Origin of the sequence: Fontivita pretiosa (genome assembly GCF_050410795.1) — a bacterium.
GTDB lineage: Bacteria > Planctomycetota > Phycisphaerae > Tepidisphaerales > Tepidisphaeraceae > Fontivita > Fontivita pretiosa.
In genome coordinates this window covers 1,111,700-1,132,436 of the sequence record NZ_CP191258.1, presented here as the reverse complement: position 1 = coordinate 1,132,436, position 20,737 = coordinate 1,111,700, and the positions used below count along the sequence as shown (strand labels likewise).

20 protein-coding genes and 1 tRNA gene are annotated in these 20,737 nt (G+C 63.6%); 14 read left to right on the top strand and 7 right to left on the bottom strand.

What is annotated here, in order from left to right:
• Position 1 precedes the first annotated feature (1 nt).
• Positions 2–850, top strand: coding sequence for a type II secretion system protein (locus tag ACQS5P_RS04590; RefSeq protein ID WP_428939728.1), 849 nt, complete (start codon positions 2–4; stop codon positions 848–850).
• Positions 851–960: 110 nt separating this feature from the next.
• Here the strand turns inward: ACQS5P_RS04590 and ACQS5P_RS04585 are convergent, their stop codons facing one another.
• From ACQS5P_RS04585 to ACQS5P_RS04570, 4 genes are all read right to left on the bottom strand, one after another.
• Positions 961–1,566 (bottom strand): hypothetical protein, encoded by a 606-nt coding sequence (locus ACQS5P_RS04585; protein WP_428939727.1) that lies wholly within the window; start codon positions 1,564–1,566, stop codon positions 961–963.
• Positions 1,567–1,744: 178 nt separating this feature from the next.
• The gene (locus tag ACQS5P_RS04580; RefSeq protein WP_428939726.1) at positions 1,745–2,389 is read right to left on the bottom strand and encodes a hypothetical protein; all 645 of its coding nucleotides are present in this window, start codon (positions 2,387–2,389) and stop codon (positions 1,745–1,747) included.
• A 72-nt stretch (positions 2,390–2,461) separates the two neighbouring features.
• Entirely contained in the window at positions 2,462–2,707 is a 246-nt protein-coding gene (gene rpmE / locus ACQS5P_RS04575; RefSeq protein WP_428939725.1) for a 50S ribosomal protein L31, read from the bottom strand.
• 157 nt (positions 2,708–2,864) lie between these two features.
• Positions 2,865–2,938: transfer RNA gene (locus ACQS5P_RS04570), tRNA-Ile, on the bottom strand.
• 215 nt (positions 2,939–3,153) lie between these two features.
• Here ACQS5P_RS04570 and ACQS5P_RS04565 point away from each other — a divergent pair.
• A complete protein-coding gene (locus ACQS5P_RS04565; protein WP_428939724.1) occupies positions 3,154–3,855 on the top strand; it encodes an IspD/TarI family cytidylyltransferase in 702 nt (233 codons plus the stop codon).
• Between the two features lie 68 nt (positions 3,856–3,923).
• On the opposite strand, the gene ACQS5P_RS04560 is transcribed toward ACQS5P_RS04565, so the two are convergent.
• Complete coding sequence (locus ACQS5P_RS04560) at positions 3,924–4,217, bottom strand: hypothetical protein (RefSeq protein WP_428939723.1); 294 nt, start codon at positions 4,215–4,217, stop codon at positions 3,924–3,926.
• A 28-nt stretch (positions 4,218–4,245) separates the two neighbouring features.
• On the opposite strand from ACQS5P_RS04560, the gene ACQS5P_RS04555 reads away from it, so the two are divergent.
• From ACQS5P_RS04555 to ACQS5P_RS04510, 10 genes are all read left to right on the top strand, one after another.
• Entirely contained in the window at positions 4,246–4,560 is a 315-nt protein-coding gene (locus tag ACQS5P_RS04555) for a hypothetical protein (protein WP_428939722.1), read from the top strand.
• A gap of 72 nt (positions 4,561–4,632) precedes the next feature.
• Positions 4,633–5,607 (top strand): phosphoglycerate dehydrogenase, encoded by a 975-nt coding sequence (locus tag ACQS5P_RS04550; RefSeq protein ID WP_428939721.1) that lies wholly within the window; start codon positions 4,633–4,635, stop codon positions 5,605–5,607.
• Between the two features lie 341 nt (positions 5,608–5,948).
• Positions 5,949–7,502, top strand: a complete 1,554-nt coding sequence (gene gndA / locus ACQS5P_RS04545) for an NADP-dependent phosphogluconate dehydrogenase (RefSeq protein ID WP_428939720.1) — start codon at positions 5,949–5,951, stop codon at positions 7,500–7,502.
• A gap of 109 nt (positions 7,503–7,611) precedes the next feature.
• The gene (locus tag ACQS5P_RS04540) at positions 7,612–8,445 is read left to right on the top strand and encodes an inositol monophosphatase family protein (RefSeq protein ID WP_428939719.1); all 834 of its coding nucleotides are present in this window, start codon (positions 7,612–7,614) and stop codon (positions 8,443–8,445) included.
• A 42-nt stretch (positions 8,446–8,487) separates the two neighbouring features.
• Positions 8,488–9,105 (top strand): hypothetical protein, encoded by a 618-nt coding sequence (locus tag ACQS5P_RS04535; RefSeq protein ID WP_428939718.1) that lies wholly within the window; start codon positions 8,488–8,490, stop codon positions 9,103–9,105.
• Positions 9,102–9,803, top strand: coding sequence for a hypothetical protein (locus tag ACQS5P_RS04530; protein ID WP_428939717.1), 702 nt, complete (start codon positions 9,102–9,104; stop codon positions 9,801–9,803). The genes ACQS5P_RS04535 and ACQS5P_RS04530 overlap by 4 nt, the downstream gene beginning before the upstream one ends.
• 4 nt (positions 9,804–9,807) lie before the next feature.
• The gene (locus ACQS5P_RS04525; RefSeq protein ID WP_428939716.1) at positions 9,808–11,595 is read left to right on the top strand and encodes an adenylate/guanylate cyclase domain-containing protein; all 1,788 of its coding nucleotides are present in this window, start codon (positions 9,808–9,810) and stop codon (positions 11,593–11,595) included.
• A 255-nt stretch (positions 11,596–11,850) separates the two neighbouring features.
• Positions 11,851–13,431: a 2Fe-2S iron-sulfur cluster-binding protein gene (locus ACQS5P_RS04520; protein ID WP_428939715.1), complete on the top strand. Its 1,581-nt coding sequence runs from the start codon at positions 11,851–11,853 to the stop codon at positions 13,429–13,431.
• A gap of 94 nt (positions 13,432–13,525) precedes the next feature.
• Complete coding sequence (gene nuoH, locus ACQS5P_RS04515) at positions 13,526–14,917, top strand: NADH-quinone oxidoreductase subunit NuoH (protein ID WP_428939714.1); 1,392 nt, start codon at positions 13,526–13,528, stop codon at positions 14,915–14,917.
• A gap of 19 nt (positions 14,918–14,936) precedes the next feature.
• Positions 14,937–15,473, top strand: a complete 537-nt coding sequence (locus ACQS5P_RS04510; protein ID WP_428939713.1) for a NuoI/complex I 23 kDa subunit family protein — start codon at positions 14,937–14,939, stop codon at positions 15,471–15,473.
• 238 nt (positions 15,474–15,711) lie between these two features.
• Here the strand turns inward: ACQS5P_RS04510 and ACQS5P_RS04505 are convergent, their stop codons facing one another.
• Entirely contained in the window at positions 15,712–16,500 is a 789-nt protein-coding gene (locus tag ACQS5P_RS04505) for an SAM hydrolase/SAM-dependent halogenase family protein (RefSeq protein ID WP_428939712.1), read from the bottom strand.
• A 201-nt stretch (positions 16,501–16,701) separates the two neighbouring features.
• Between ACQS5P_RS04505 and ACQS5P_RS04500 the strand changes: the two genes are divergently transcribed.
• Together ACQS5P_RS04500 and recG are read left to right on the top strand one after the other, a co-directional pair.
• Positions 16,702–17,388, top strand: a complete 687-nt coding sequence (locus ACQS5P_RS04500) for a protein-L-isoaspartate(D-aspartate) O-methyltransferase (protein ID WP_428939711.1) — start codon at positions 16,702–16,704, stop codon at positions 17,386–17,388.
• The gene (gene recG, locus ACQS5P_RS04495; protein WP_428939710.1) at positions 17,366–19,498 is read left to right on the top strand and encodes an ATP-dependent DNA helicase RecG; all 2,133 of its coding nucleotides are present in this window, start codon (positions 17,366–17,368) and stop codon (positions 19,496–19,498) included. The genes ACQS5P_RS04500 and recG overlap by 23 nt, the downstream gene beginning before the upstream one ends.
• A 32-nt stretch (positions 19,499–19,530) precedes the next feature.
• Here the strand turns inward: recG and ACQS5P_RS04490 are convergent, their stop codons facing one another.
• Positions 19,531–20,661 (bottom strand): aminopeptidase, encoded by a 1,131-nt coding sequence (locus tag ACQS5P_RS04490; protein ID WP_428939709.1) that lies wholly within the window; start codon positions 20,659–20,661, stop codon positions 19,531–19,533.
• Positions 20,662–20,737: the final 76 nt, after the last annotated feature.

The window sequence follows — 20,737 nt, the reverse complement described above, 5'->3', positions numbered from 1 at the left end:
CATGAACCGCAGACGAAACAGAGCCTTCACGCTGGTGGAGTTGCTGGTGGTCATCGGCATCATCGCGCTGCTGATCGCGGTGCTGCTGCCGGCCCTTCAGAAAGCCAAGCGCACCGCCAACACCGCCAAGTGCCTCAGCAATCTCCGCCAGCTCGGGCAGGCGTTTCAGATGTACCTCAGCGATTACAAAGGCGTGATTGTATTCCCCGTGGAGATTGACAAGAGATACAAACCCGAGAAGGTGTTCTGGCACCAGCGGCTCTCGATCTACTTGAATCGCAAGGATGCGCGGACGGACAACTTTAATGCCAGCGAAACGTCCTCTGTGCTTCGCTCTTGCCCCGAGTGGGAGCCGATCGACAACGAGTCGAACAACAAACCCGATAGCGACAAAATTGGATACGGGATGAGTCGTCGATTACGCACTCCGGATACTCGCGCGCGCTATCACGTGCCGTACAATCCGAGCCGCGGCGCGCCAGGATCGGGCAACGGCCCTGAACCGCTCAGCGCTGGAGGCACCGACGCCGACCTGCCCGGTTACGTTCCGCCTCCTTGGAAGATCACTCAGATCAAGAAGCCTTCCACACGCATTCTCTTTGGCGACAGCAGGAATACTTGGCTCGATCCGCCCACCACCGGCTGGGACCTGACATTCGCCGCCAACGCCGCCACCAGCGGCGATCCGGGTCGGCACAGCGCGCACAAGCTGTTCAAGGTTCCCTCCGGCGTGGATCCTAAGACGCTGAAGGAATACAAGGCGATGCGCGCCAACTACTGTTTCGTCGATGGGCACTGCGAAACGCTCGATGCCGTAGCTTCCGAGCGGGCGATCAACGATCCGAGGTAAACAAAAGAGGGCATTGAACCACGAAGCCGCATAGACGCGAAGCGGTGCCATCCTTCATTGGCCGCTCGCGTCCGTCGTGCCGTCGTGGTTCCGATGCTGCCGTGTTGTTTTCACCTGGTGGGCACGACCGATTCGAGGCTGCGTCGGGCGATGGCGATCTCCTCGGGTTGCGGCTCGTGCGTCGTCCGCCAGCCGCTGTACACGATCCACGCCTTGTCTCCGCGCGTCATCGCGTAGCCGAAGACGTGATACTTGCTGTTGGATGCCTCGAACCATTGCCGGCCAAGCGGATCGGTCCACTGGCCGATCAGCTTGCCGTCTTTCTGATCTTTGGTGCGGCGGAGGTATTCGTTCTTGGCCAGCCAGACCAGTGCCTGCGCCGGCATGGGCAGGGGCAGGTCGATGTAAGCCACGCCCACGCCCGTGAACGTCGAGGGCGATCGCCACTGTTGATGGGTGTATAGAGAGGTGCTCTTGATGGGCAGGGCTTCCCATCGCTGCGGCACGGCCCAGGAGACGCGCAGGGCCTCGAACGCCTCGGGGCTTCGCAATCCGTCATCGTTGATCGTCTGCCGGTGAATCGCCAGCCGCTTGACGGAGACATCCGGGGCGATCTGGCAACCGCCCAGGGTGCTCAGCATTCCGCCTGTCGCAAGTATGACGATCACCAGACGAACGGCCAACGCACGTCTGGGGAAAACTGCCCAATTGTCCATGGTGCCCGTCGCCTCCACACATACAACCCGGCGCTGGGTACGCTCGGAACCGAAAAAACCCCATTGTCCTGACTGTGTTGCGGATTCCCCGCAGCTTCCGGCGCGACGGCAGGCCTGTGGCGAGCTGTGGCAGCCGGGGTTGCGGTCGCGGCAGCGGCGCGGCGGAGCTGAGTTCGCATCAGGGCGTGCCGGTTTTCGACGGGGCTACGCTCTGAGATACATGGGGCCTTGCCACGCCCACTTCAGTATACTCGCGCGCCCGCTCGGCCAAAGCCAATTCGTCCGGCAGGATTGGCCCGGAGCGGAACGTGCCGGCATAAACCGCCCAGCCGTCAAACCCGCGCACCACCAGGTTCGTGCGAATCCGGTACAGCCCACCCTCCGTTACGAAGCGAATTCCGCCCAGGTTCGCGTCCCATCGTTTCTCGATCAACCTCGCCTGGCCCTGATCACGTCGCATTTCGTTCATGAACGCCCATAGCAGCAGCTCGTGACCCACGGGAAATGGCAGCCTGAAGTGGATCACGCCGTAGGCCGTGTTGCCAGTGGGGCTTTGCCACACCTGATGCGTGTGTCGGGCGCTGCCCTGGAGCTTTTGTGGCGACCATCCGATCGGCGGGGCGACGGTGGCGCGCAGCTCCGGCAGATGCCGGGGGGCATCCAGCCCGTCGGCCTGCCGGCCGCGTCCATCGTCGGCCACGCGCTGGCCAGGCGCTGCGGTTCCCGCGGCACAGCCGCCGAGTGTCACCGCCAGCAGCAACACAAACCGCAGCCTGCGGGCGATGGGCACGCGCAGGCGCGCAACATCACTTTCATCGGCCATTGCCGACTCGAAAGTTGTGCGATTTGCCGCGGCAGCGGGCAATGGACTGCGTGCGTGCGGGTGAGTGGCCGGCTACTTTTTGGCCCCGGCCGGCGCCGCGGCCGTCTTCTGGAAGCTGTACGTCCCGCCGAACTTCTTGCTGAACCGCTCGACCCGCCCGGCGGTATCCACGAACTTCTGCTTGCCGGTGAAGAACGGGTGGCACGCCGAGCAGATATCCACGGTGATTTTCGGCAGGGTGCTGCGCGTGACGAAGGTGTTGCCACAGGCGCAATGCACGGTGCAGGTCTGGTACTTGGGATGAATCTTCGGTTTCACGCGACAACTCCAGTCATTTCATGGTCCGGACGTGCCTGATCGCGCCAGTCGCGTTCAGGTCAGCCGGCCTGCGTCAGCGCGCCATCCGTCGCGTGGCAAACACTGCCGGCGCGACCATCGGTGAATCAGGCAACCCGTTCGGCGTGATGGCTGGCAATGGGCCCGAGTAGATTCGAACTACTGACCTCGTCCTTATCAGGGACGCGCTCTAACCAACTGAGCTACGAGCCCGTCATGCCTTTAGCGCAACTGCCGGCAGCTCCGGCCAGGGTCGGCGGATGCCTGACATTTGCGGGCTAAGAATTTTAGGTTTCACACTCGCCGTGTCAACGCCCGGGATTCGCGGGTTGACAGTCCGCCCGCCATGGCCAACGATGGACCCGGCAGCACACGACCGGGCATCGGCCAGGGAGCACCGGTCGCGGCGCCAGGCAACGGAGATTCACATGGCATCGGCAACCTTCAGCGTGCTGATCCTGACCGCATCGCCGCCGGGTCAGGCGGGGGAGGCGGGCGGGGCGTTCGTCAAGATCGACGGTCGCGAGGCATTGCTCCGCAGTGTCGAGCTGTTCCTCAACCGCGACAACGTCAAGCAGATCCAGCTCGTCTTCCAGCCCGAGGCGTTCGAGGCATCCAAACGGAAGTACGGCGGGCACCTGAGCTTTTCGGGGGTCAAGGTCCTCAGCGGCGGGCCGCGGTGGGTCGATCAGCTTGCCGCCGCCGCTGACACCATCTCCTCGGAGGCGACCCACGTGATCGTGCACGATGCGGCGCGTCCGGCGGTGGCGTACACGGACATCGATCAGCTCATGGAGGAGGCGCCCAAGCACCCGATCATCGCCATCGCCACACCCTCGCGATCCACGCTGGTGGAGGTGGACGAGGGGGGCAACGCGCTGGCCTATCACCTGCCCGCCAGGTTCATGAACCTGTGCACCCCGCAGGTCTTCGCAAAAGCCAGGTTCCTGGAACTGGCTCGGACCAAGGCCGAGCCTCACGCCTCGGAAGTCAAGCTGCTGAAGGGTTCGCCACTGAACATTCGCATTGGTGGGGCTGGTGACGTTTCGCTGGCCAAGGCGATGCTGAGCCTGCTGCCCAAGCCCAAGATCCGTCCGCCCAGCAGCCCCTTCGAAGAGGCGCAGTGGTAAGGTGCCTGCCAGAAGGCAGGAAAGGCGACGGAGCGTGATCGGCGGATCTACGTGTGGCGGATACGCTCTTAGGACGCCACGGCGGGCATGGGATCATCCCGCCACCAGCCAACAACCGGCATGGGAACGGGCGTGAAAGCGGATCTGGCTCCAAGCCAGGCGGCACAGACGGCGGCGGCGTGCCGCGCCTGCTCCGGCGTGTCGAACAACTGCTCGATGTTGCGGTGATTTCGCGGATTTGCCCAGGCCTGAAGAAAGCTGCCCACCGTGTAGATGTGCAGCACGTGCTGGAGCGAAAGCGCGATCTCCTTCCGCATCACTTCGCTCAGCGGAACGTCAAGAATCGGGTTTCTGCTGGCCATAAGACACCCGTAAGCCCAGGGGACGTCCATGACGGCCGATCAGGAATCGGATATCGGTTGGAATAACCCGAGAACAACCCGAACAGCCCGTGGAAACAGCCCGAAATTTGCCTGCGGCCTCCATGCCGCATGGCTGATTGCCCGTGGCATTCGACGCCGGAGTTTGGCCGGCGTCGAACCCACGGGGCAAATTACGATTTTTATCGGCAAAGTCAACCGCCGCGGTCCCACGACTTTTTGGCAAACCGCTCATCGGCGATTTGAACTGCGTGATCGCGGCGAATCTGTCACCGGTCTCACCGACGTGCAGAATGCTGCTCGAATGCCACGCCGCATGCTGTGACAGGAGCGGACAGATTTGTATCATGTTCGGCGCCTGCGGCAGATATCCGCGCAGGGCGATGGGACAAACAACATGAAGATTCTGCTGACCACCACCAGTTATCAGGACACTCCAGGCAAACATCACGACGTGCTGGCCGCGTCGGGATTCGAGGTCGTGCGTGCTCGCGGGCCGCTGCCGGAAGAGGCGATGATCGACCTGATCAAGACGCACGACGGCTTCGACGGATTTCTCAATGGTGATGACCATATCACCGCAAAGGTGATCGACGCGGCGCTGGCCGCCAGAACAAAGCTGCGCGTCATTGCCAAGTACGGCATCGGGCTGGACTCGATCGACGTGAAGTACGCCACCAGCAGGAAGATCCCCGTGCTGTTCACGCCAGGCGTGAATCACACGACGGTGGCGGAGCATGCGATCGGACTGATGATCGCGATCGCCAAGCACTTCTGGCCGCACCTGCGCAGCACCAAGCAGGGGCAGTGGAAGCGGATCACCGGCAACGAGCTTTACGGCAAGACGATCGGGGTGATCGGCATGGGCCGGATTGGCAAGGAAGTGCTCACGCGCGCGATTGCGTTTGAGATGAAGCCGATCGCCTACGACGTGTACTGGGATGGCGCGTTCGCCTGGAAACACAAGATCGAGCGTGCCCAAAGCGCCGAGGAGGTTCTTCGCCGCGCCGACGTGGTCAGCCTGCACATGAATCTGGATGAATCGAACCGGCACTTCATCAACAGCCAGCGAATCGCGATGATGAAGAAGGGGGCGATTCTGATCAACACGGCTCGTGGCGGGCTGGTGAACGAGGCGGACGTGGCGGCGGCGTGCAAGTCGGGGCATCTGCTCGGCTACGGCACGGACGTGCTGGAGACCGAACCCCAGCCGCCGGACCATCCGTTCCGGGACATCGACAACATCATCGTCACGCCGCACGTGGGCAGCCGGACTTTCGAGTCCGTCGAGCGCCAGGCCATGCGGGCCACGCTCAACATCGTCAACTTCCTGACCGGCAACAAGGATTACATCCAGGCTAATCCGTTCTGAGCGGGCTGCCGATCCGTTTGGGTGGCGCCGATGGCCGGCCGTTTTGCCGGCTGCATGCGGGTCTGAGCCTGTCCGGGACTCTCAGCGATAGTCCACCAGCCTCTGGCACGAATGGCAAACCCTGCGGGAACGCCCGAACCGATCGGTGCTATTGCCTGCCGTTGCCCGGAGGATCTGCTCAATCCGGGATCGGCCGTTGCGGCACCAACGGATTGTCGGGTGAGGGCCAGAAGGATCTGCCGGCGTTGAAGGAATTCGACGCAGGGCCGATCATGACAACCTGGCATTGCTACCAACGGCTCAGCCGATAGGCTGGAGGATCCAATAGCTCGGAGACAATGATGCAACCACAAGCACAGGCAGACATCGGTCTGATCGGTCTGGCGGTGATGGGCCAGAACCTGGCCCTGAACATCGCAGATCATGGCTTTACTGTTGCGGTGTACAACCGCACGACCTCCACGATGGAACAGTGGGTGGCGAAGGTGAAGAAGGAGGAACCGTCCGGAAACCGGATCATCGGCTGTCGCACCATGCAGGAACTGGTTGCGGCGATCAAGAAGCCGCGGAAGTTCATCATTCTGGTCAAGGCCGGAGCGGCGGTCGATGCGGTGGTCAAGGAACTGCTGGCCGCGGGCGTCGAGCCGAACGACATCGTCGTGGACTGCGGCAACAGTCTCTGGACCGACACCATTCGCCGGGAGCGCGAATACGCCGACAAGTGCAAGTTCTTCGGCTCGGGCGTCAGCGGCGGCGAAGTGGGAGCGCGATTCGGGCCTTCATTGATGCCCGGCGGCGATCCGGATGCCTGGAAGCATCTGGAGCCGATCTGGAAAGCCATCGCCGCCAAGGTGGACGAGAAGACCGGCAAGCCCATCGAGGACTACGCCCCGGGCAAGCCGGTAACCCGCGGCGTGCCGTGCACCGCCTACATCGGACCCAACGGCGCCGGACACTACGTCAAGATGGTCCACAACGGCATCGAGTACATCGACATGCAGCTCATCTGCGAGGCCTACACGCTGATGCAGCACCTGCTGGAGATGAGGCCGGACGAGCTGAGCAAGGTCTTCGCCCAGTGGAATCAGGGGGATCTGGACAGCTATCTCATCCAGATCACCGCCGACATCCTTCAGCAGCGCGACCCGATCCATCCCGAAGGATTCCTGGTCGATTACGTGCTGGACACGGCCGGGCAGAAGGGAACCGGCAAGTGGACAAGTGTCAACGCGCTGGACATGGGGGTTCCGGCCAACAGCATCGCAGAGGCGGTCTTTGCCAGGTGCCTGAGCGCGCTCAAAGAGGAGCGTGTGCAGGCCAGCAAGATACTGGCCGGTCCTGAGGTTGACGTGCGGCAGTTGGCCGGCGGCGATCGTCAGGAGCTGATCGCCGCTATTCGCGATGCGCTTTACTGCTCCAAGATCTGCGCCTACGCCCAGGGATTCCAGCTCATGCGCGAGGCGCAAAACGAGTATCACTGGAAGCTGAACTTTGCCCAGATCGCGTCGATCTGGCGGGGAGGATGCATCATCCGGGCACGCTTCCTTCAGAAGATCACCGAGGCGTACACCCGCAATCCCGAGCTGGTCAACCTCCTGCTGGATCCGTATTTCAACGAGCAGATCAAAAAAGGGCAGGCCAACTGGCGCAGGGTCGTTTCGCTGGCGGGCAACAGCGGCATCGCGGCGCCGGCGTTCATGAGCGCGCTGGCCTATTACGACGGCTACCGCAGCGCCCGCCTGCCAGCCAATCTGCTTCAGGCCCAGCGCGATTACTTCGGCGCTCATACTTACGAGCGCACCGATCATCCGCGCGGATACTTCTTCCACACGGACTGGCCCGAGCCCGCCAGGCCGCAAATCCTGGTCTCCAAGCCCGGACAGGCAGGCGGCTGAGAAGTGATGATCCGGGTTGCTGATTGCCGATGGTGGATGGCCAGTTTGCCTCGCCATCTCCGTCGGCCATCAGCAGCCGGTGATCGGCGGTCCATATTCGGCGATCGCAATGAACCTTGCTTACGACCTTCAATACGCTGCGGAGCTTGCTCGAGGTGCCGGGCGGATCGTGCTCGAGCATTACGGTAAAGTGGAGCGTCTGACCAAGACCCACGCCGCCGCCAGTGCCGAAGCGGTCACCGAGGCCGACCGCGCCGCCCAGCGGCACATCGTCGCCGCCCTGCGCAAACGCTTCCCCGATGACGGGGTGATCGGCGAGGAGAATGAGACTGGCGACGCGATCACCTTCGAATGCCCTGACCCCAACGGACGCAACTGGGTCATCGACCCCATCGACGGCACCAACAACTTCATCGCCGGACTCGGACTGTTCTGCGTGTGCATCGGCCTGCTGGAGGCGGGCCGTCCGGTGCTGGGGATTGTGTATGACGTGACGCGCGACAATCTGTACTGCGCCGCCGCCGGACAGGGCGCGTGGCTGGGCAACACGCGACTGCGTGCGCTGGATACGCCACTGGGCGAATCAAGCATCCTGATGCTCACGAGCAACCTGCTGGATCAGCGGGGGCACTGCCCCAGGTGGGCCATCAGATGGCTGTCGCAGACCAACTGGAAAGTCCGCATCCTCGGAACCGCGGCGCTGGAAACGGTGCAGGTGGCAGCGGGGGTGGCGCACGCGGCGGTGACAGTCAATGGCAAGCTCTGGGATGTCGCGCCCGCCGCGGCGATTGTGCTCGAGGCCGGCGGCGTGCTCAGCGACCTCCGCGGCGAGCCGATCTTTCCCTTCAGACTCGCCGGTTACGGCGGCGGCAAGGTCCCATTCCTGGCCGCCGGCCCCAAGGCCCACGCGGAACTGCTTCGGGAAATTCGCACCAATCCATAAGCCAGTCGCTACAATGTCACGCATCACAAATGGGAAGGTGTGATGCGCGCGTCGCGGATCGGCCTGGTCTGTCTGCTGCCGGCGGTGATGGTGCTCGCGGGCGACATGCCTGCGACACAGCCCTCGGCGACAATGCGCGGGCAGGTGAGCACATTCGACGCGGCGCCGCTGCCGGAGATGATCGTTTATCTTGAATCGCTGGATCCATCGCTGCGATTCGACCCGCCGCCGGATGCACAGATCTCCCAGAAGGGCGCCAGATTCTCCCCGCCGCTGCTGATCATCAGCGTCGGACAGTCGGTTGTGTTCAGCAACGACGAGGATCGCGTGCTGGAGCACAACGTCTTCTCCCGCTCCGCCGCCAAGTCGTTTGATCTGGGATTGTATAAACCGCCCGAAGCCAGGCGAGTCACGTTCGACAAGCCCGGCGCGGTTCGTCTGTTCTGCTCGATCCATCGCTACATGGATGGAATGATCTACATCTGCCCCAGCCCGTACTGGGCAAAGGTCGGTGCCGACGGCTGCTACCAGATCGCGCAGGTACCCCCCGGCCAGTGGAGAGTGAGAACCTGGCAGCGCACGGCGCGCTATGCCGAGCAGAATCTGGTTGTGACCGTCGGCGCTGATTCGGTCACGTTGGATCTGAGGTTGACAAGATGATCGGCCACCGAGCCGCCCAGCCCACCGAACGCACAGCAACGATCAGTGCGCGCTGCCTGATCCTCTGTTGCTCTTTGGTTTCCGGGCTGCTGTGGTTCGTTGCATGCACCAGCAGTCAGACAGCAGCGACTTCGCATGGCCGCGCGACGCTGGTCGTGAGCGTCAAGGCCGAGCCCAGGCAGGGGTGGCACGATCCGGCGGGCCAATCGACGTACGCGGGCTTGCGCCCGGGGGAGCGCAGGGACTTTGAGACGGTGGACTACGCGCAGCTCGACGAGATCGTCGTGTGCGTGGAGCCGGCCAATGAGGCCGCATCGCCAACGGTGATCTATGGCCCGCCATGGGCCAGAAGCATCCAGGGAGGTCTGGACCGAGACGTTGTAATCCGCACGGAGGACGGTCGGGTAATTTCGCTGCCGCGCGGAACGCCGCTGCCTGCGGACGTGAGCGGCTGTGTGGAGCTGACCACGCCGTCGCAGGCTCAGCCGGTTGCGCTGTACATCGCGCCGACGCGGCACGCCACGATAACGCAGGCCGGCAGGCGCGTGACCTTCGACGACCTGCCGCCCGGGCCGGCACGCGTAAGCTCATGGCATCCGCGCCTGCCCGGCAGTCAGGCGCAGGTGACGCTTCAGGCCGGCAGGGTTTCATCCTGCACGCTGGTGGTCGGCGTTAACGCATTGCCCAAGGTGCCGTAAACCCATGCGGTTTGGAACACGAGTCCTGCTGCTGACGCTGGCGATCACGGTGACGTTGAGCGGGTTCGTGGTCCTGGTGGTGCGCCAGCAGATCACGCGTCGGGAAACCGAGCAGGCGCACGCCCAGATCCGGGCCGCGGCCGAAGGCTACTTCCAAAAGCTGGAGGCAATGCACGCCCGCGTGGACACACTCGTGCGCGTGCTCATGGAAGACCCGCAACACCGCTCGCTGCTGATCGACCTCCAGGAGGGCGACCAGGTAGCGCGTCAGGCGGCTGGGACACAGTTCCGTGACGAGATCTTCGGAACGATCGTGTGCCGGGAGCTGGAGCGGCGTGGCCCGACGCCGACGTTTCAGACGCTGCTGAATCCGGCCGGGCAGCTCGTCGTTGCCTGCTGCCAAGACCCGGCGCTTGGCCGGCAGCTCTTTGACGAGACGATCGACTGGCCCGTGGCGCCGGTACTTGCCGGCCCGGAGGAGCTGCACCGTCGCTACATACTGATTGGCGAACGGCTGTATCTGGTGCTGGGAGTGCCGCTGCGCATCGGACTCAACGAGCCGCCGTCGCATGCTTACTTCGTCGCATACCGGATCGATGATCAGTGGGTCCGTCGCCAGATCAGCCAGGACTCGCTGGCCTGGTTCATGGTGAACGGGCGAATCATCGCTCAGGGAGCGGATTTCGGCGCGGGCATTTCGCAGGCCATAAGCGATGCGACCGGTGGCGTGCGTGTCGGCGAGCAGCGCGAGATCCGATTCCGTGCGGGCGGCGAGGAGCTGCGTGGGCGGGCGATGGGGTTTGCCGCGGCGCCGGGCGTCGGCGGCGTGCTGGTGGTGGCGAGGTCGTGGGATCAGGTGCTGTTGCCGCTGCGGCGGATCCAGCGGTTGATCGTATTGGCCACGTGCCTGATGGTGCTGCTGGCGATCGTGGCGGCGCGGGCGCTGTCGCGCATGCTCGCTGGACCGGTCGAACAACTGGTCCGGGGCACTCGGCGAATCTCCCGCGGCCAGTTCGATTGCCCCATTCCCGTCGCCCGCCAGGATGAGCTGGGCGAGCTGGCGCACAGCTTCAACGAGATGTCGCACGGGCTGATGCAGCGCGAGATCATCAAGGACTCGCTGGGGCAGTTTGTCGATCCGCGAATCGCCGACGCGCTGTTGACCGACCCACAGAGCCTGCGAGGCCGGCGACTCGTGCAGACGGTTCTGTTCAGCGACCTGGAGGGTTTCACCGCACTGGGCGAGCGCCTGGAGCCGGAGAAGCTCGTGGAGGTGCTCAATCGCTTTCTCGGCGCCAGTGCAGATATTGTCAAGGAGCTGAACGGATATCTGGACAAGTTCGTGGGCGACGGCGTGGTGGCGTTCTGGGGTCCGCCGGTGGAGCAGAATCACGCGCTGGCCGCGTGCCGGGCGGCGCTGCGGGTGGTCGAGCTGGCGCGGCAGTTCACCGATCCGCCGCTGCGCGTGCGCATCGGCATCGCCACCGGCCCGGCTATCGTCGGCATCATCGGCTCGCCGCGGAGCAAGAAAAACTACACGGCGATGGGGGATGTGGTGAACGTCGCCTCGCGGCTGGAGGGCGTGAACAAGGAGCTTGGCACGCAGATTCTGATCGACGCGGCGACGGCCCAGGCGCTGGATGGGGCCATCGAGACCCGCAGCGCCGGAGTCGTCCAGGTGCGAGGCCGCGAACAGGCGGTGGAGGTGTTCGAGGTGATCGTGGAAGGCGGCGGGCCACGAAGCAGCAGCGGCAGTCTGGAGCAGCTTCGAACACCGAGCCGGCATGTTTGACGACGGGAGGCGCGTAGCTGTCTGGGCAGTGCATCGTGCCTGGTGTCACGGCCGTCCCGGCCGTGCTGAATGCGCAAACACTGTGCTCACGCCCATCGTCGCACGCTCGACGCCACGCGGCACGGGCGGGACGGCCGTGACACGACTGCGTCGTTACCGGCCAGCGGGGAAAACGCATGCGCTGATGGGCGGAGATTTACATGGTGCAGGGAACTGGTGAAATCTGTCACAACCCAGTATACCATTGCCCACCCTATGCCTCGGATTACTGTTGACGGCAAGATCATCGAGTGCAAAGACCGGCAGATGATCCTTCAGGCCTGCCTGGATGCAGGCATTTTCCTGCCGCATTACTGTTATCACCCCGGCCTGTCGATTCCGGCCTCGTGCCGGATCTGTCTGGTTGAAGTCGAGGGGATCCCCAAACTCGTGCCGAGCTGCCAGACGCCCGTGCGCGATGGCATGGTGGTCCACTCGAAGTCGAGCAAGGCGATTGCCAACCAGAAGGCGGTGATGGAGTACCTGCTGATCAACCACCCGCTGGATTGTCCTGTGTGCGATCAGGCGGGCGAGTGCCTGCTTCAGGACTATTCCTACCAGTACGGCCGGACCGAATCGCGCTTCGAGGAGGACAAGGCCAAGAAGCCGAAGAAAGACGTCGGCCTGCACGTGCTGCTGTACAACGACCGTTGCATCATGTGCACGCGGTGCGTGCGGTTCACGCGCGAGATCTCGGGAACCGGCGAGCTGTACGTCGATGGACGTGGGCACCGCGAGGAGATCGACATCTTCCCGGGCAAGCCGCTGGACAACAAGCTGTCGGGCAACGTGGTGGACATCTGCCCGGTAGGGGCCTTGCTGGACAAGGACTTCCTGTTCAAGCAGCGGGTGTGGCTGCTGAAGCGCACGCCGTCGATCTCGCCGGTGGACGCTGGCGGCGAGAACATCTGGCTGGAGCATAACCAGAACGTGATCTACCGCATCAAGCCGCGGTACAACCCGGACGTGAATCAGTGGTGGATCAGTGACGACACACGGTACTGCTACAAGGCGGTTCACGACGAGAAGCGTCTGACCAGGCCCACCAGGCTCCAGTTCGGCGCGCAGGTCCACACGAGCTATCAGAGCGCGATCGAGCAGGCCGACGCGGAGCTGAAGCGGACGGTCAGGGAAAGTGGGGTCGGCAGTCTTTTCGCCATGCTGTCGCCGATGATGGCCTGCGAGGAAGCGTGGCTCCTGGGCACGTATATCCGCAAGCTGGATCCCCAGGCGGTGCTGGTGCTGGGGCCGGTCCCGACGAGCGGAGAGAACGAAGTTTTCCGCAACTCGATCACCGGGCAGGTGACGTTCGTGATCCAGGCCGAAAAGGTGCCCAATCGTCGGGGAGTGCAGCGGGTGATCTCGCTTCTGGGCGGGCCGACGGCGACGCTGGAGGAACTGGGCAAGTCAACCAGGCTCAAGGGCGGATGGATCGTGGGCGGATACCTCAGCGACTGGGTGACCGATGCGCTGAAGCTGCCTCGTGGCGTGAAGGTGGTGCAGGACATTCTGCCGAACAAGCTGACCGGCAGCGCCGATGCGCTGTTGCCCGCCGCCGCCTGGGCCGAAAAGGACGGCGTGTGGGAGAATCACGCCGGCCAGCTTCAGGCCTTCAGCGCCGCGGTAACTCCGCCCGCCGGCGCGATGCGCGAAGGCGACGTGTATTACCGGCTGCTGGGTCGCGCTGGCCTGTACAACGCCGAAGCGGTCCGCCAGGAGATGGGCGAGCCATTCGCCTCGGTGAAGATCCCCAGCGAACGGGCCGAAGAGCCGGCGTTTGAGTTTGTGGAGCTTTGATCGCAGTCACCGGCGCGCCACAGATGAACCAGGGTGGTTGCGAGCGTTGTCATCCAGGTTCATTCTGTGTCGAATCTGTGACAGGAATTGAGACATGAACTGGATTTCCGAACACATCCCCGCCTGGGTTTGGATTGCGATTATTGTTCACCTGGTCACGCTGGGGACGGTGGCGTATCTGATTCTGCTGGAGCGGAAGGTCGCTTCGTGGGTACAGGACCGCGTCGGGCCGAACCGCGTGGGGCTGGGGTTTGGCATCATTCCGTGGCTGAAGGACAAAAAGATGTTCGGCCTGGGCCAGCCGCTGGCGGACGGGTTGAAGTTCCTCGTGAAGGAGGACTATCGACCGAAGGGCGTCGATCGCGTGCTGTTCACGCTGGCGCCGTGCATCATGATGGCGGTGGTGATCATCTCGATCGCGGTGATCCCCTGGGGTGGAATCAAACAGGGCGTGGCGGCGAGTGCGAGCGAGGTTCCCGCCGGCGCGACAATCGTCTCCGAATCCCCGGGCCAGGTCATCTACCGCTATGCCTTCCAGATCGCCAACCTCAACATCGGCGTGCTCTACGTCATCGCGGTTCTGTCGCTGGCGGTTTATGGTGTTGTGATCGGGGGCTGGGCATCGAACAACAAGTACTCGTTCCTCGGCGGGCTGCGCGCCACCGCTAACATGATCTCCTACGAGATTCCGCTCGGATTGGCGGTGTTGTGCATCGTGCTCATGTACGGCACGCTGGATTTGGGCCTGATCGTCGAGAAGCAGGCGCACTGGTGGCTGGGGTTCATCCCCGCATGGAACGTCTTTACGCAACCGCTGGCGTTTCTGCTGTTCTTGGTGTGCATTCACGCCGAGGCCAATCGCGCGCCGTTCGACCTCGCCGAGGCGGAGCAGGAACTGGTCGGCGGCTACCACACCGAATACAGCTCGATGCGATTCGCGCTGTTCTTCCTCGGAGAATACGCAGGCATGATCACGACGAGCTGCGTGTGCGTGGCCCTGTTCTTCGGCGGGTGGCACCTGCCGGGGCTGGGCGGCAGCGTCGATCCGGCCAATCCCGCCGTCACCGACAGCCTGCTGGTGTGCATCCTTCGCGCCGTCGTATTCTTCCTCAAGGCGCTGCTGGTGCTGTTCGTGTTCATGTGGGTCCGCTGGAGCCTGCCACGATTCCGCTTCGACCAGCTCATGAACATCGCCTGGCGGGGGATGATCCCCATCTCGCTGGCGCTGACGGTGGCGACGGCGATTGTAGTGTGGCTGACGGGTGGACGAACGCTGGACCGTGTCAGCGGACTGGACGCCCTATACTTGCTGATGATGAATGTGCTGGTGCTGATCGGAGCGGTGCTCGCCAGCCGACTGATCCCGGCGCCGCCCCCGACGAACCGAAGGCTTCGTGTGGCGAACAGCCGGTTCGCGACGAGCAGCGGTCAGTGGCCAGTGGCCGGTGCTCAGTACGAATCACCGGTCGCGGCAACTGGCCACTGACGACTGGCCACTGATTACCATGAAAGAATCTGATCTCATCATCCTCCAGGAACCGAAGCTTTCGCCTCTGGATGAGTTCTATGTGCCGCAGGTGCTCAAGGGCCTGGGCACCACGATGAAGCACATGCTCAACGTGCTGGTCGCGGGCAAGGATCGCGTCATCCAATACCCCGAGGAGCGGCGCGAGGACCTGCCCGTCGATCAGGGCGGAATGCTTCAGATCACCTACCGCGGCGTACACCGGCTGAATAAGGACGAGGAAGGCCGCGTCAAGTGCGTCGCCTGCTTCATGTGCTCAACCGCCTGTCCGGCGCAGTGTATCCACATCGAGGCGGGCGAAGCGCCCTGGCCGGATCGCGAAAAGTACCCCGTCAAGTTCGACATCGACGAGCTGCGGTGCATCTACTGCGGGATGTGCGAGGAGGCCTGCCCCGTGGACGCCATCGAGCTGACCAGCATCTACGACATCGTCGGCCTGACGCGGCAGGAGATGATCTTCGACAAGGAAAAGCTGCTGCGGATCTATGATGAGACGGTGAAGACCGAGCCGATGTGAAATCGCGTTGACCTGCTGAGCTGATCACGTCGAAAAGGCGTCCCGCCCGTGCCCAGCGGCATGAAGTGATGAAAAGCCCGGACATCGGACTTCCGATTTCGAGCGCACCGCGCATGGCCGGGACGGCCATGCCACAGTTGGCTCGGATGTGTCACCAGCGTCTCGCGGCGTCACGCTCCTGCATGCGGGCGGGCATCGCATCATGGCGCGATCAGGTTGTGATCACGTGCTCACGTCGTCACTCCAGCACCACTTCATCGCCGACGCGGAGCTTGAGCTGTCGGGCGGCGTTGGCGTCGCGGACGGCGATCTCGAGCAGCCCGCTGCTGCCGATCAGGGCCAGGGGTCTGCCCGGCGGAACATCGCCGTAGGTGCGTTTGAGGCCGCCGATCCGTCTGCCCTTCACCTTTATGTTTTTGACGTCGATTGTGCGCAGGGCGTCGTGTGGGATGTTGGTTGTGGCGTTGCCGAAGACATCGATGTGGATGATCCGTCCGCGACGCTGCGCCGGATCGGCCGGGGCGATGTCCAGCAGGATCGGATCGTCGATCGGGCGCGCCAGCGAATCGATCGACGTTCCACACGCCAGTTTCCCGGCCACCGGCGCCATCACATCGCGCCCGTGAAAGGTGCTGCTGGACCGCTTCGGCCGCCAGGTCAGCTCGTAGGCTTGCGCGCGGCTGCTGCGGCTGGCCTGCGCGTGCAGTCGCCATGCCCAGGTGATCAGCCCGTTATCCGGGCAGACGACAAGCTGGCGGTTGATCTGGACGATCAGAATCCTGCGATCGGTGCCCACGCCGGGGTCGATCACTGCAAGGTGAACCGTGCCGGGAAGGAAGCTGTCAATCGCCCGCTCCAGCGTGATTGAGCCGTACAGAATATCGTGTCGCGGGATCAGGTGGGTGATGTCGATCAGGCATGCCCGCGGGCAGTTGCGGAGCAGAACAGCCTTCATCGCGGCGACGTAGTAGTCGCTCAGTCCGAAGTCGCTTGTGAGCGTGACAATTGGACGACGGGCGGCTGGCATACGCAGGCAAGGGTAGCGGGGCCGGGGGCGATGTCCAACCGTGAAGCAGACACACCGCGGTACGAAGCTGCGAAGCGGACACGAAGGTGCAGACCGCAGAAGGTATCCCGATCAAGGAGGCATGGTCGCGCCTTTGTGCTTCTTTGCTGATGCCCGGCGATTGTTCAATGCTGGACGCAGCGGGAGTAGAATAGTTACAGAATGACTCCATCAGAACGGCAGCAGACGTTGGCCCTGTCAGCGCAGGAAGTGATGATTCGCACGCAGGTGATCGATCGCGGCATTCGTGACAAACGTGTACTGGATGCGCTGCGGGCGGTGCCGCGAGAGCGGTTTTTCCTGGCCGAGACGAGGGACGCGGCATTTGCCGATCGCGCCGCGCCGATCGGCTTCGGACAGACGATCAGCCAGCCGTACATCGTGGCACTGATGACTGAGCGGCTGGGGGTGCAGCCGGATCACAAGGTGCTGGAGATCGGCACAGGAAGCGGGTACCAGACCGCGATCCTGGCGAAGCTGGCGGCCAGGGTCTACACCATCGAGCGGATCAAGCCGTTGCTGGATCAGGCGTGGGAACGACTGATGGAGCTGAACGTGCGGAACGTGCACTTCCGCTGGGGCGACGGGACGGTGGGCTGGCCGGAAGAGGCGCCGTTCGATCGCGTGCTCATCGCCGCCGCCGCGCCCACGCTGCCGCGGCAACTGCTGCTGGGCCAGCTCAGGGACGGCGGCGTTGCGGTGCTTCCCGTCGGAGCCGAAGACGAGCAGATGCTTCTGGCGGTTCATCGCGTTGGAGATCGGCTGGACACGACCGACATCAGCCCCTGCCGCTTCGTCAAGCTCATCGGACAGGAGGGGTGGAAGGATGACGCAAGGACAGAGGGCTGAGGGCAGCGGGCAGAAAATGAAGTCCCAGACCTCACATTCTGCCCCGCACCCGCTGACCTCTGCCCTTACTGAGCTGGACGGCGTGGGTCCGACGCGCGCCAGGCATCTCAGGCAACTGGGGCTTGAATCGCTTCAGGATCTGCTGGAGTACTTTCCGCGGGACTATCAGCACGAGCTTGCGGAAGGAGCGATTTCGCGGCTGGCGCCGGGGCCGATCCAGACAGCCAGGGGGACGGTCGTTGCGGTGGACTACGTGCCCGCCCGGCCACGGCCGCGCTTCGAGGCTACCCTCGACGACGGCACGGGCAGGCTCGGACTGGTCTGGTTTCACGGGGCATATCTTCGCCGGCTCATCCATCCCGGGCAGGTCATTCGCGTTCGCGGCAAGGTGCGCTTCTTCCACAACGTGCCGCAGATGGTCAATCCCAAATGGGAACAGATCGAGCCGGACGCCCAGCCGCTGGACAGGGAAAGCTTCCGTCCGATTTATCCGGCCTCGCTTCAGTTGCCCAGCGATGCGATTGCACGCATCATCCGGGACAACCTCGATGCCGCGCTGAGCAGCGTCAGGGAGTGGTTCGATCCGCAGCTTCTGGCACGACGCGATCTGTTGCCGCGAGTCGAGGCCTACCGCCTGATCCACGCGCCGGCAAATCTGGAGCAGGCGGCGCGGGCGCGTCGCCGGCTGGTTTATGACGAGCTGATGCTGCTTCAGCTTGCGCTGGCGCTGAGCAAGCGGCAGCGCGCCGGGCGGATCAGCGCGCCGGTGCTGCGGATCGACAGCCTGCTGGATCAGCGCATCCGCAAACGGTTCCCGTTCCAGCTCACCAACGCCCAGCAACGCGCCATTTACGAGATCGTCAGCGACTTGCGCAGCGGCAGATCCATGAATCGCCTGCTTCAGGGAGATGTCGGCAGCGGCAAGACCGTCGTGGCGCTGTATGCGATGCTGGTGGCGGTGGCGAACAGGATGCAGTCGGCGATCCTGGCGCCCACCGAAGTACTCGCCGAGCAGCATTACCTGACGCTGACCAACCTGCTGCGCGATTCGGCGGTGCGGATCGAGCTGTTCACCAGCCGCACCAAGCGACAGTCGGGCAGGGAGATTCTGGCGGCGCTGGCGGATGGCCGGGTCCACATCGCCGTCGGAACCCAGGCGCTGATCCAGCAGGACATCACCTTCGCCAACCTCGGGCTGGTTGTGGTTGATGAGCAGCACAAGCTCGGCGTGCGGCAGCGGCAGACGCTCAAGACCATGGGCGCCCAGCCGCACTATCTGGTCATGACCGCCACCCCCATCCCCAGAACCCTGGCCCTGTCGTACTTTGCAGACTTTGACCTGAGCGTGATCGACGAGCTTCCCCCCGGCCGACAGCCTATCCGCACCCGCTGGCTTCGCACCAACGAATCGCCGCAGGCATACGAGCTGATCCGCAGGGAGGTTGGCCGCGGGCGGCAGGCTTATGTGGTGCTTCCCCAGATCGATGAGAGCGGCCTGGACGACGCCCGCTCCGTCAAAAAGGAATTCGACCGGCTGTCCGGCGGGCCGCTGAAGGGGCTTCGTCTGGCCATGTTGCACGGGCAGATGAGCACCGAACAGAAGCAGCAGATCATGATGGATTTCCGAGACGGCAAGACCGACGTGCTGATCGCCACCACCGTGATCGAGGTGGGCATTGACGTGCCCAACGCGACGGTGATGTTGATCGACAACGCCGATCGCTTCGGACTGTCGCAACTGCATCAGCTTCGCGGGCGCGTCGGGCGCGGGGCCGAAGTCTCGCACTGCCTGTTGATCTCCGATGCGCCCACCGAGTCGGCCGAGCAGCGGCTGCGCGCCATGACCCGCACCAACGACGGCTTCGAGATCGCCGAGATCGACCTTCGACTGCGCGGGCCTGGAGAGTTTTTCGGCGTGCGCCAGCATGGCCTGCCCCAGCTCAAGCTCGCCGACATCACGCGGGAGATCGAGCTGCTCCAGGTCGCCCGCGAGGATGCGCTGGCGCTGCTGGAAGCCGACCCGGACCTGCGCCTGCCGGTGCACCGGAACCTGCGCGAGGAGCTGCTGCGTCGCTTCGGCCAGACGCTGGCTTTGGCGCAAGTCGGGTAGCTCAGCAGCATGGCCTTGCTGCTGCGTGCGAATCAGACCCCAAGTCGATCAGGGTTCAATCCCTGCAACTCCGGCAGCACAAACAGCCCGTCCTTGCGGACGAGCTTGCCGTCGAAGTGAACTTCCCCGCCGCCGCAGTCGCTGCGCTGGATGCAGACCATGTCCCAGTGGATCTGGCTGCGGTTGCCGTTGTCGGCGGTCTCGTAAGCCTGGCCAGGGGTAAAGTGAAAGCTGCCAGCGATCTTCTCGTCAAACAGCGTGTCGCGCATCGGTCTGGTGATGTAGGGGTTGAACCCCAGGCTCCACTCGCCGATGTAGCGAGCGCCCTGGTCCGAATCGAGGATCTCGTTGAGCTTGACGGTAGTAGCCGGTGAGTCCGCGGCGGCGGTGGTGATCCTGCCGTCCTTGAGCGTGAGCTTGATGTTGCTGAAGACGGTGCCGCGGTACATCGTCTCGGTGTTGAACTGGATCGTGCCGTTGACGCTGTCGCGAACCGGGCAGGTAAAGCATTCGCCGTCGGGAATGTTCCGCTCGCCCCAGCACCCGACCGCGCCGATCCCCTTGATGCTGAAGGTCAGGTCGGTGCCCGGGCCGGTGATGTGCACCTGGTCGGTTCGCGACATCAGCTCGATCAGCGGCTGCATCGCCTGTCGCATTTTTCCATAGTCCACCCCGGCGCAGACGCGGAAGTAGAAGTCCTCGAACGCTTCGGTGCTCATTCCGGCGGCCTGGGCCATGGAAGGCAGCGGCCAGCGGAGCACGACCCACCGTGTCCTGGGCACGCGGCAGTCGGAGTGCACCGGCTTCCACCACAGCCGCTCGTACAGTTCCATCTTTTCCCGCGGGACATCCGACATTTCGGAGATGTTGTGGCTGCCGCGGACTCCGATGTAGCACTGCACGGCTTGCATCCGTTCCCGCTCGACAAGCCCGATGAGCTTCATCTGCTCTTCCGAGGCGCACTGAAACAGCGCCCTCAGGATCGGCTGGTGATACGTGCTGACCAGCGGCAGTCCGCCCGCGTCGGCGACGGTCCTGATCAGCGTAACCGTGAAATCAGTGGGAATGTCTAAGGCTTCGATGAGCACCTTGTCGCCCGGCCTGACGCGAGCCGAATGGTGCACCAGCACGTTGGCCAGATCACGGTAGCGTGGATCTTTCATGGCGTGAGATGATAGTGGGTATTTGGGGGTGGGTCATCCTTATCGGTCGTCATGGCCGATATAGCAGGTACTGCCG

Coding starts and splice junctions, on each gene's coding strand:
- ACQS5P_RS04590 (WP_428939728.1), top strand. CDS start 2: ATGAACCGCAGACGAAACAGAGCCTTCACGCTGGTGGAGTTGCTGGTG.
- ACQS5P_RS04585 (WP_428939727.1), bottom strand. CDS start 1,566: ATGGACAATTGGGCAGTTTTCCCCAGACGTGCGTTGGCCGTTCGTCTG.
- ACQS5P_RS04580 (WP_428939726.1), bottom strand. CDS start 2,389: ATGGCCGATGAAAGTGATGTTGCGCGCCTGCGCGTGCCCATCGCCCGC.
- ACQS5P_RS04565 (WP_428939724.1), top strand. CDS start 3,154: ATGGCATCGGCAACCTTCAGCGTGCTGATCCTGACCGCATCGCCGCCG.
- ACQS5P_RS04560 (WP_428939723.1), bottom strand. CDS start 4,217: ATGGCCAGCAGAAACCCGATTCTTGACGTTCCGCTGAGCGAAGTGATG.
- ACQS5P_RS04555 (WP_428939722.1), top strand. CDS start 4,246: ATGACGGCCGATCAGGAATCGGATATCGGTTGGAATAACCCGAGAACA.
- ACQS5P_RS04550 (WP_428939721.1), top strand. CDS start 4,633: ATGAAGATTCTGCTGACCACCACCAGTTATCAGGACACTCCAGGCAAA.
- gndA (WP_428939720.1), top strand. CDS start 5,949: ATGCAACCACAAGCACAGGCAGACATCGGTCTGATCGGTCTGGCGGTG.
- ACQS5P_RS04540 (WP_428939719.1), top strand. CDS start 7,612: ATGAACCTTGCTTACGACCTTCAATACGCTGCGGAGCTTGCTCGAGGT.
- ACQS5P_RS04535 (WP_428939718.1), top strand. CDS start 8,488: ATGCGCGCGTCGCGGATCGGCCTGGTCTGTCTGCTGCCGGCGGTGATG.
- ACQS5P_RS04530 (WP_428939717.1), top strand. CDS start 9,102: ATGATCGGCCACCGAGCCGCCCAGCCCACCGAACGCACAGCAACGATC.
- ACQS5P_RS04525 (WP_428939716.1), top strand. CDS start 9,808: ATGCGGTTTGGAACACGAGTCCTGCTGCTGACGCTGGCGATCACGGTG.
- ACQS5P_RS04520 (WP_428939715.1), top strand. CDS start 11,851: ATGCCTCGGATTACTGTTGACGGCAAGATCATCGAGTGCAAAGACCGG.
- nuoH (WP_428939714.1), top strand. CDS start 13,526: ATGAACTGGATTTCCGAACACATCCCCGCCTGGGTTTGGATTGCGATT.
- ACQS5P_RS04510 (WP_428939713.1), top strand. CDS start 14,937: ATGAAAGAATCTGATCTCATCATCCTCCAGGAACCGAAGCTTTCGCCT.
- ACQS5P_RS04505 (WP_428939712.1), bottom strand. CDS start 16,500: ATGCCAGCCGCCCGTCGTCCAATTGTCACGCTCACAAGCGACTTCGGA.
- ACQS5P_RS04500 (WP_428939711.1), top strand. CDS start 16,702: ATGACTCCATCAGAACGGCAGCAGACGTTGGCCCTGTCAGCGCAGGAA.
- recG (WP_428939710.1), top strand. CDS start 17,366: ATGACGCAAGGACAGAGGGCTGAGGGCAGCGGGCAGAAAATGAAGTCC.
- ACQS5P_RS04490 (WP_428939709.1), bottom strand. CDS start 20,661: ATGAAAGATCCACGCTACCGTGATCTGGCCAACGTGCTGGTGCACCAT.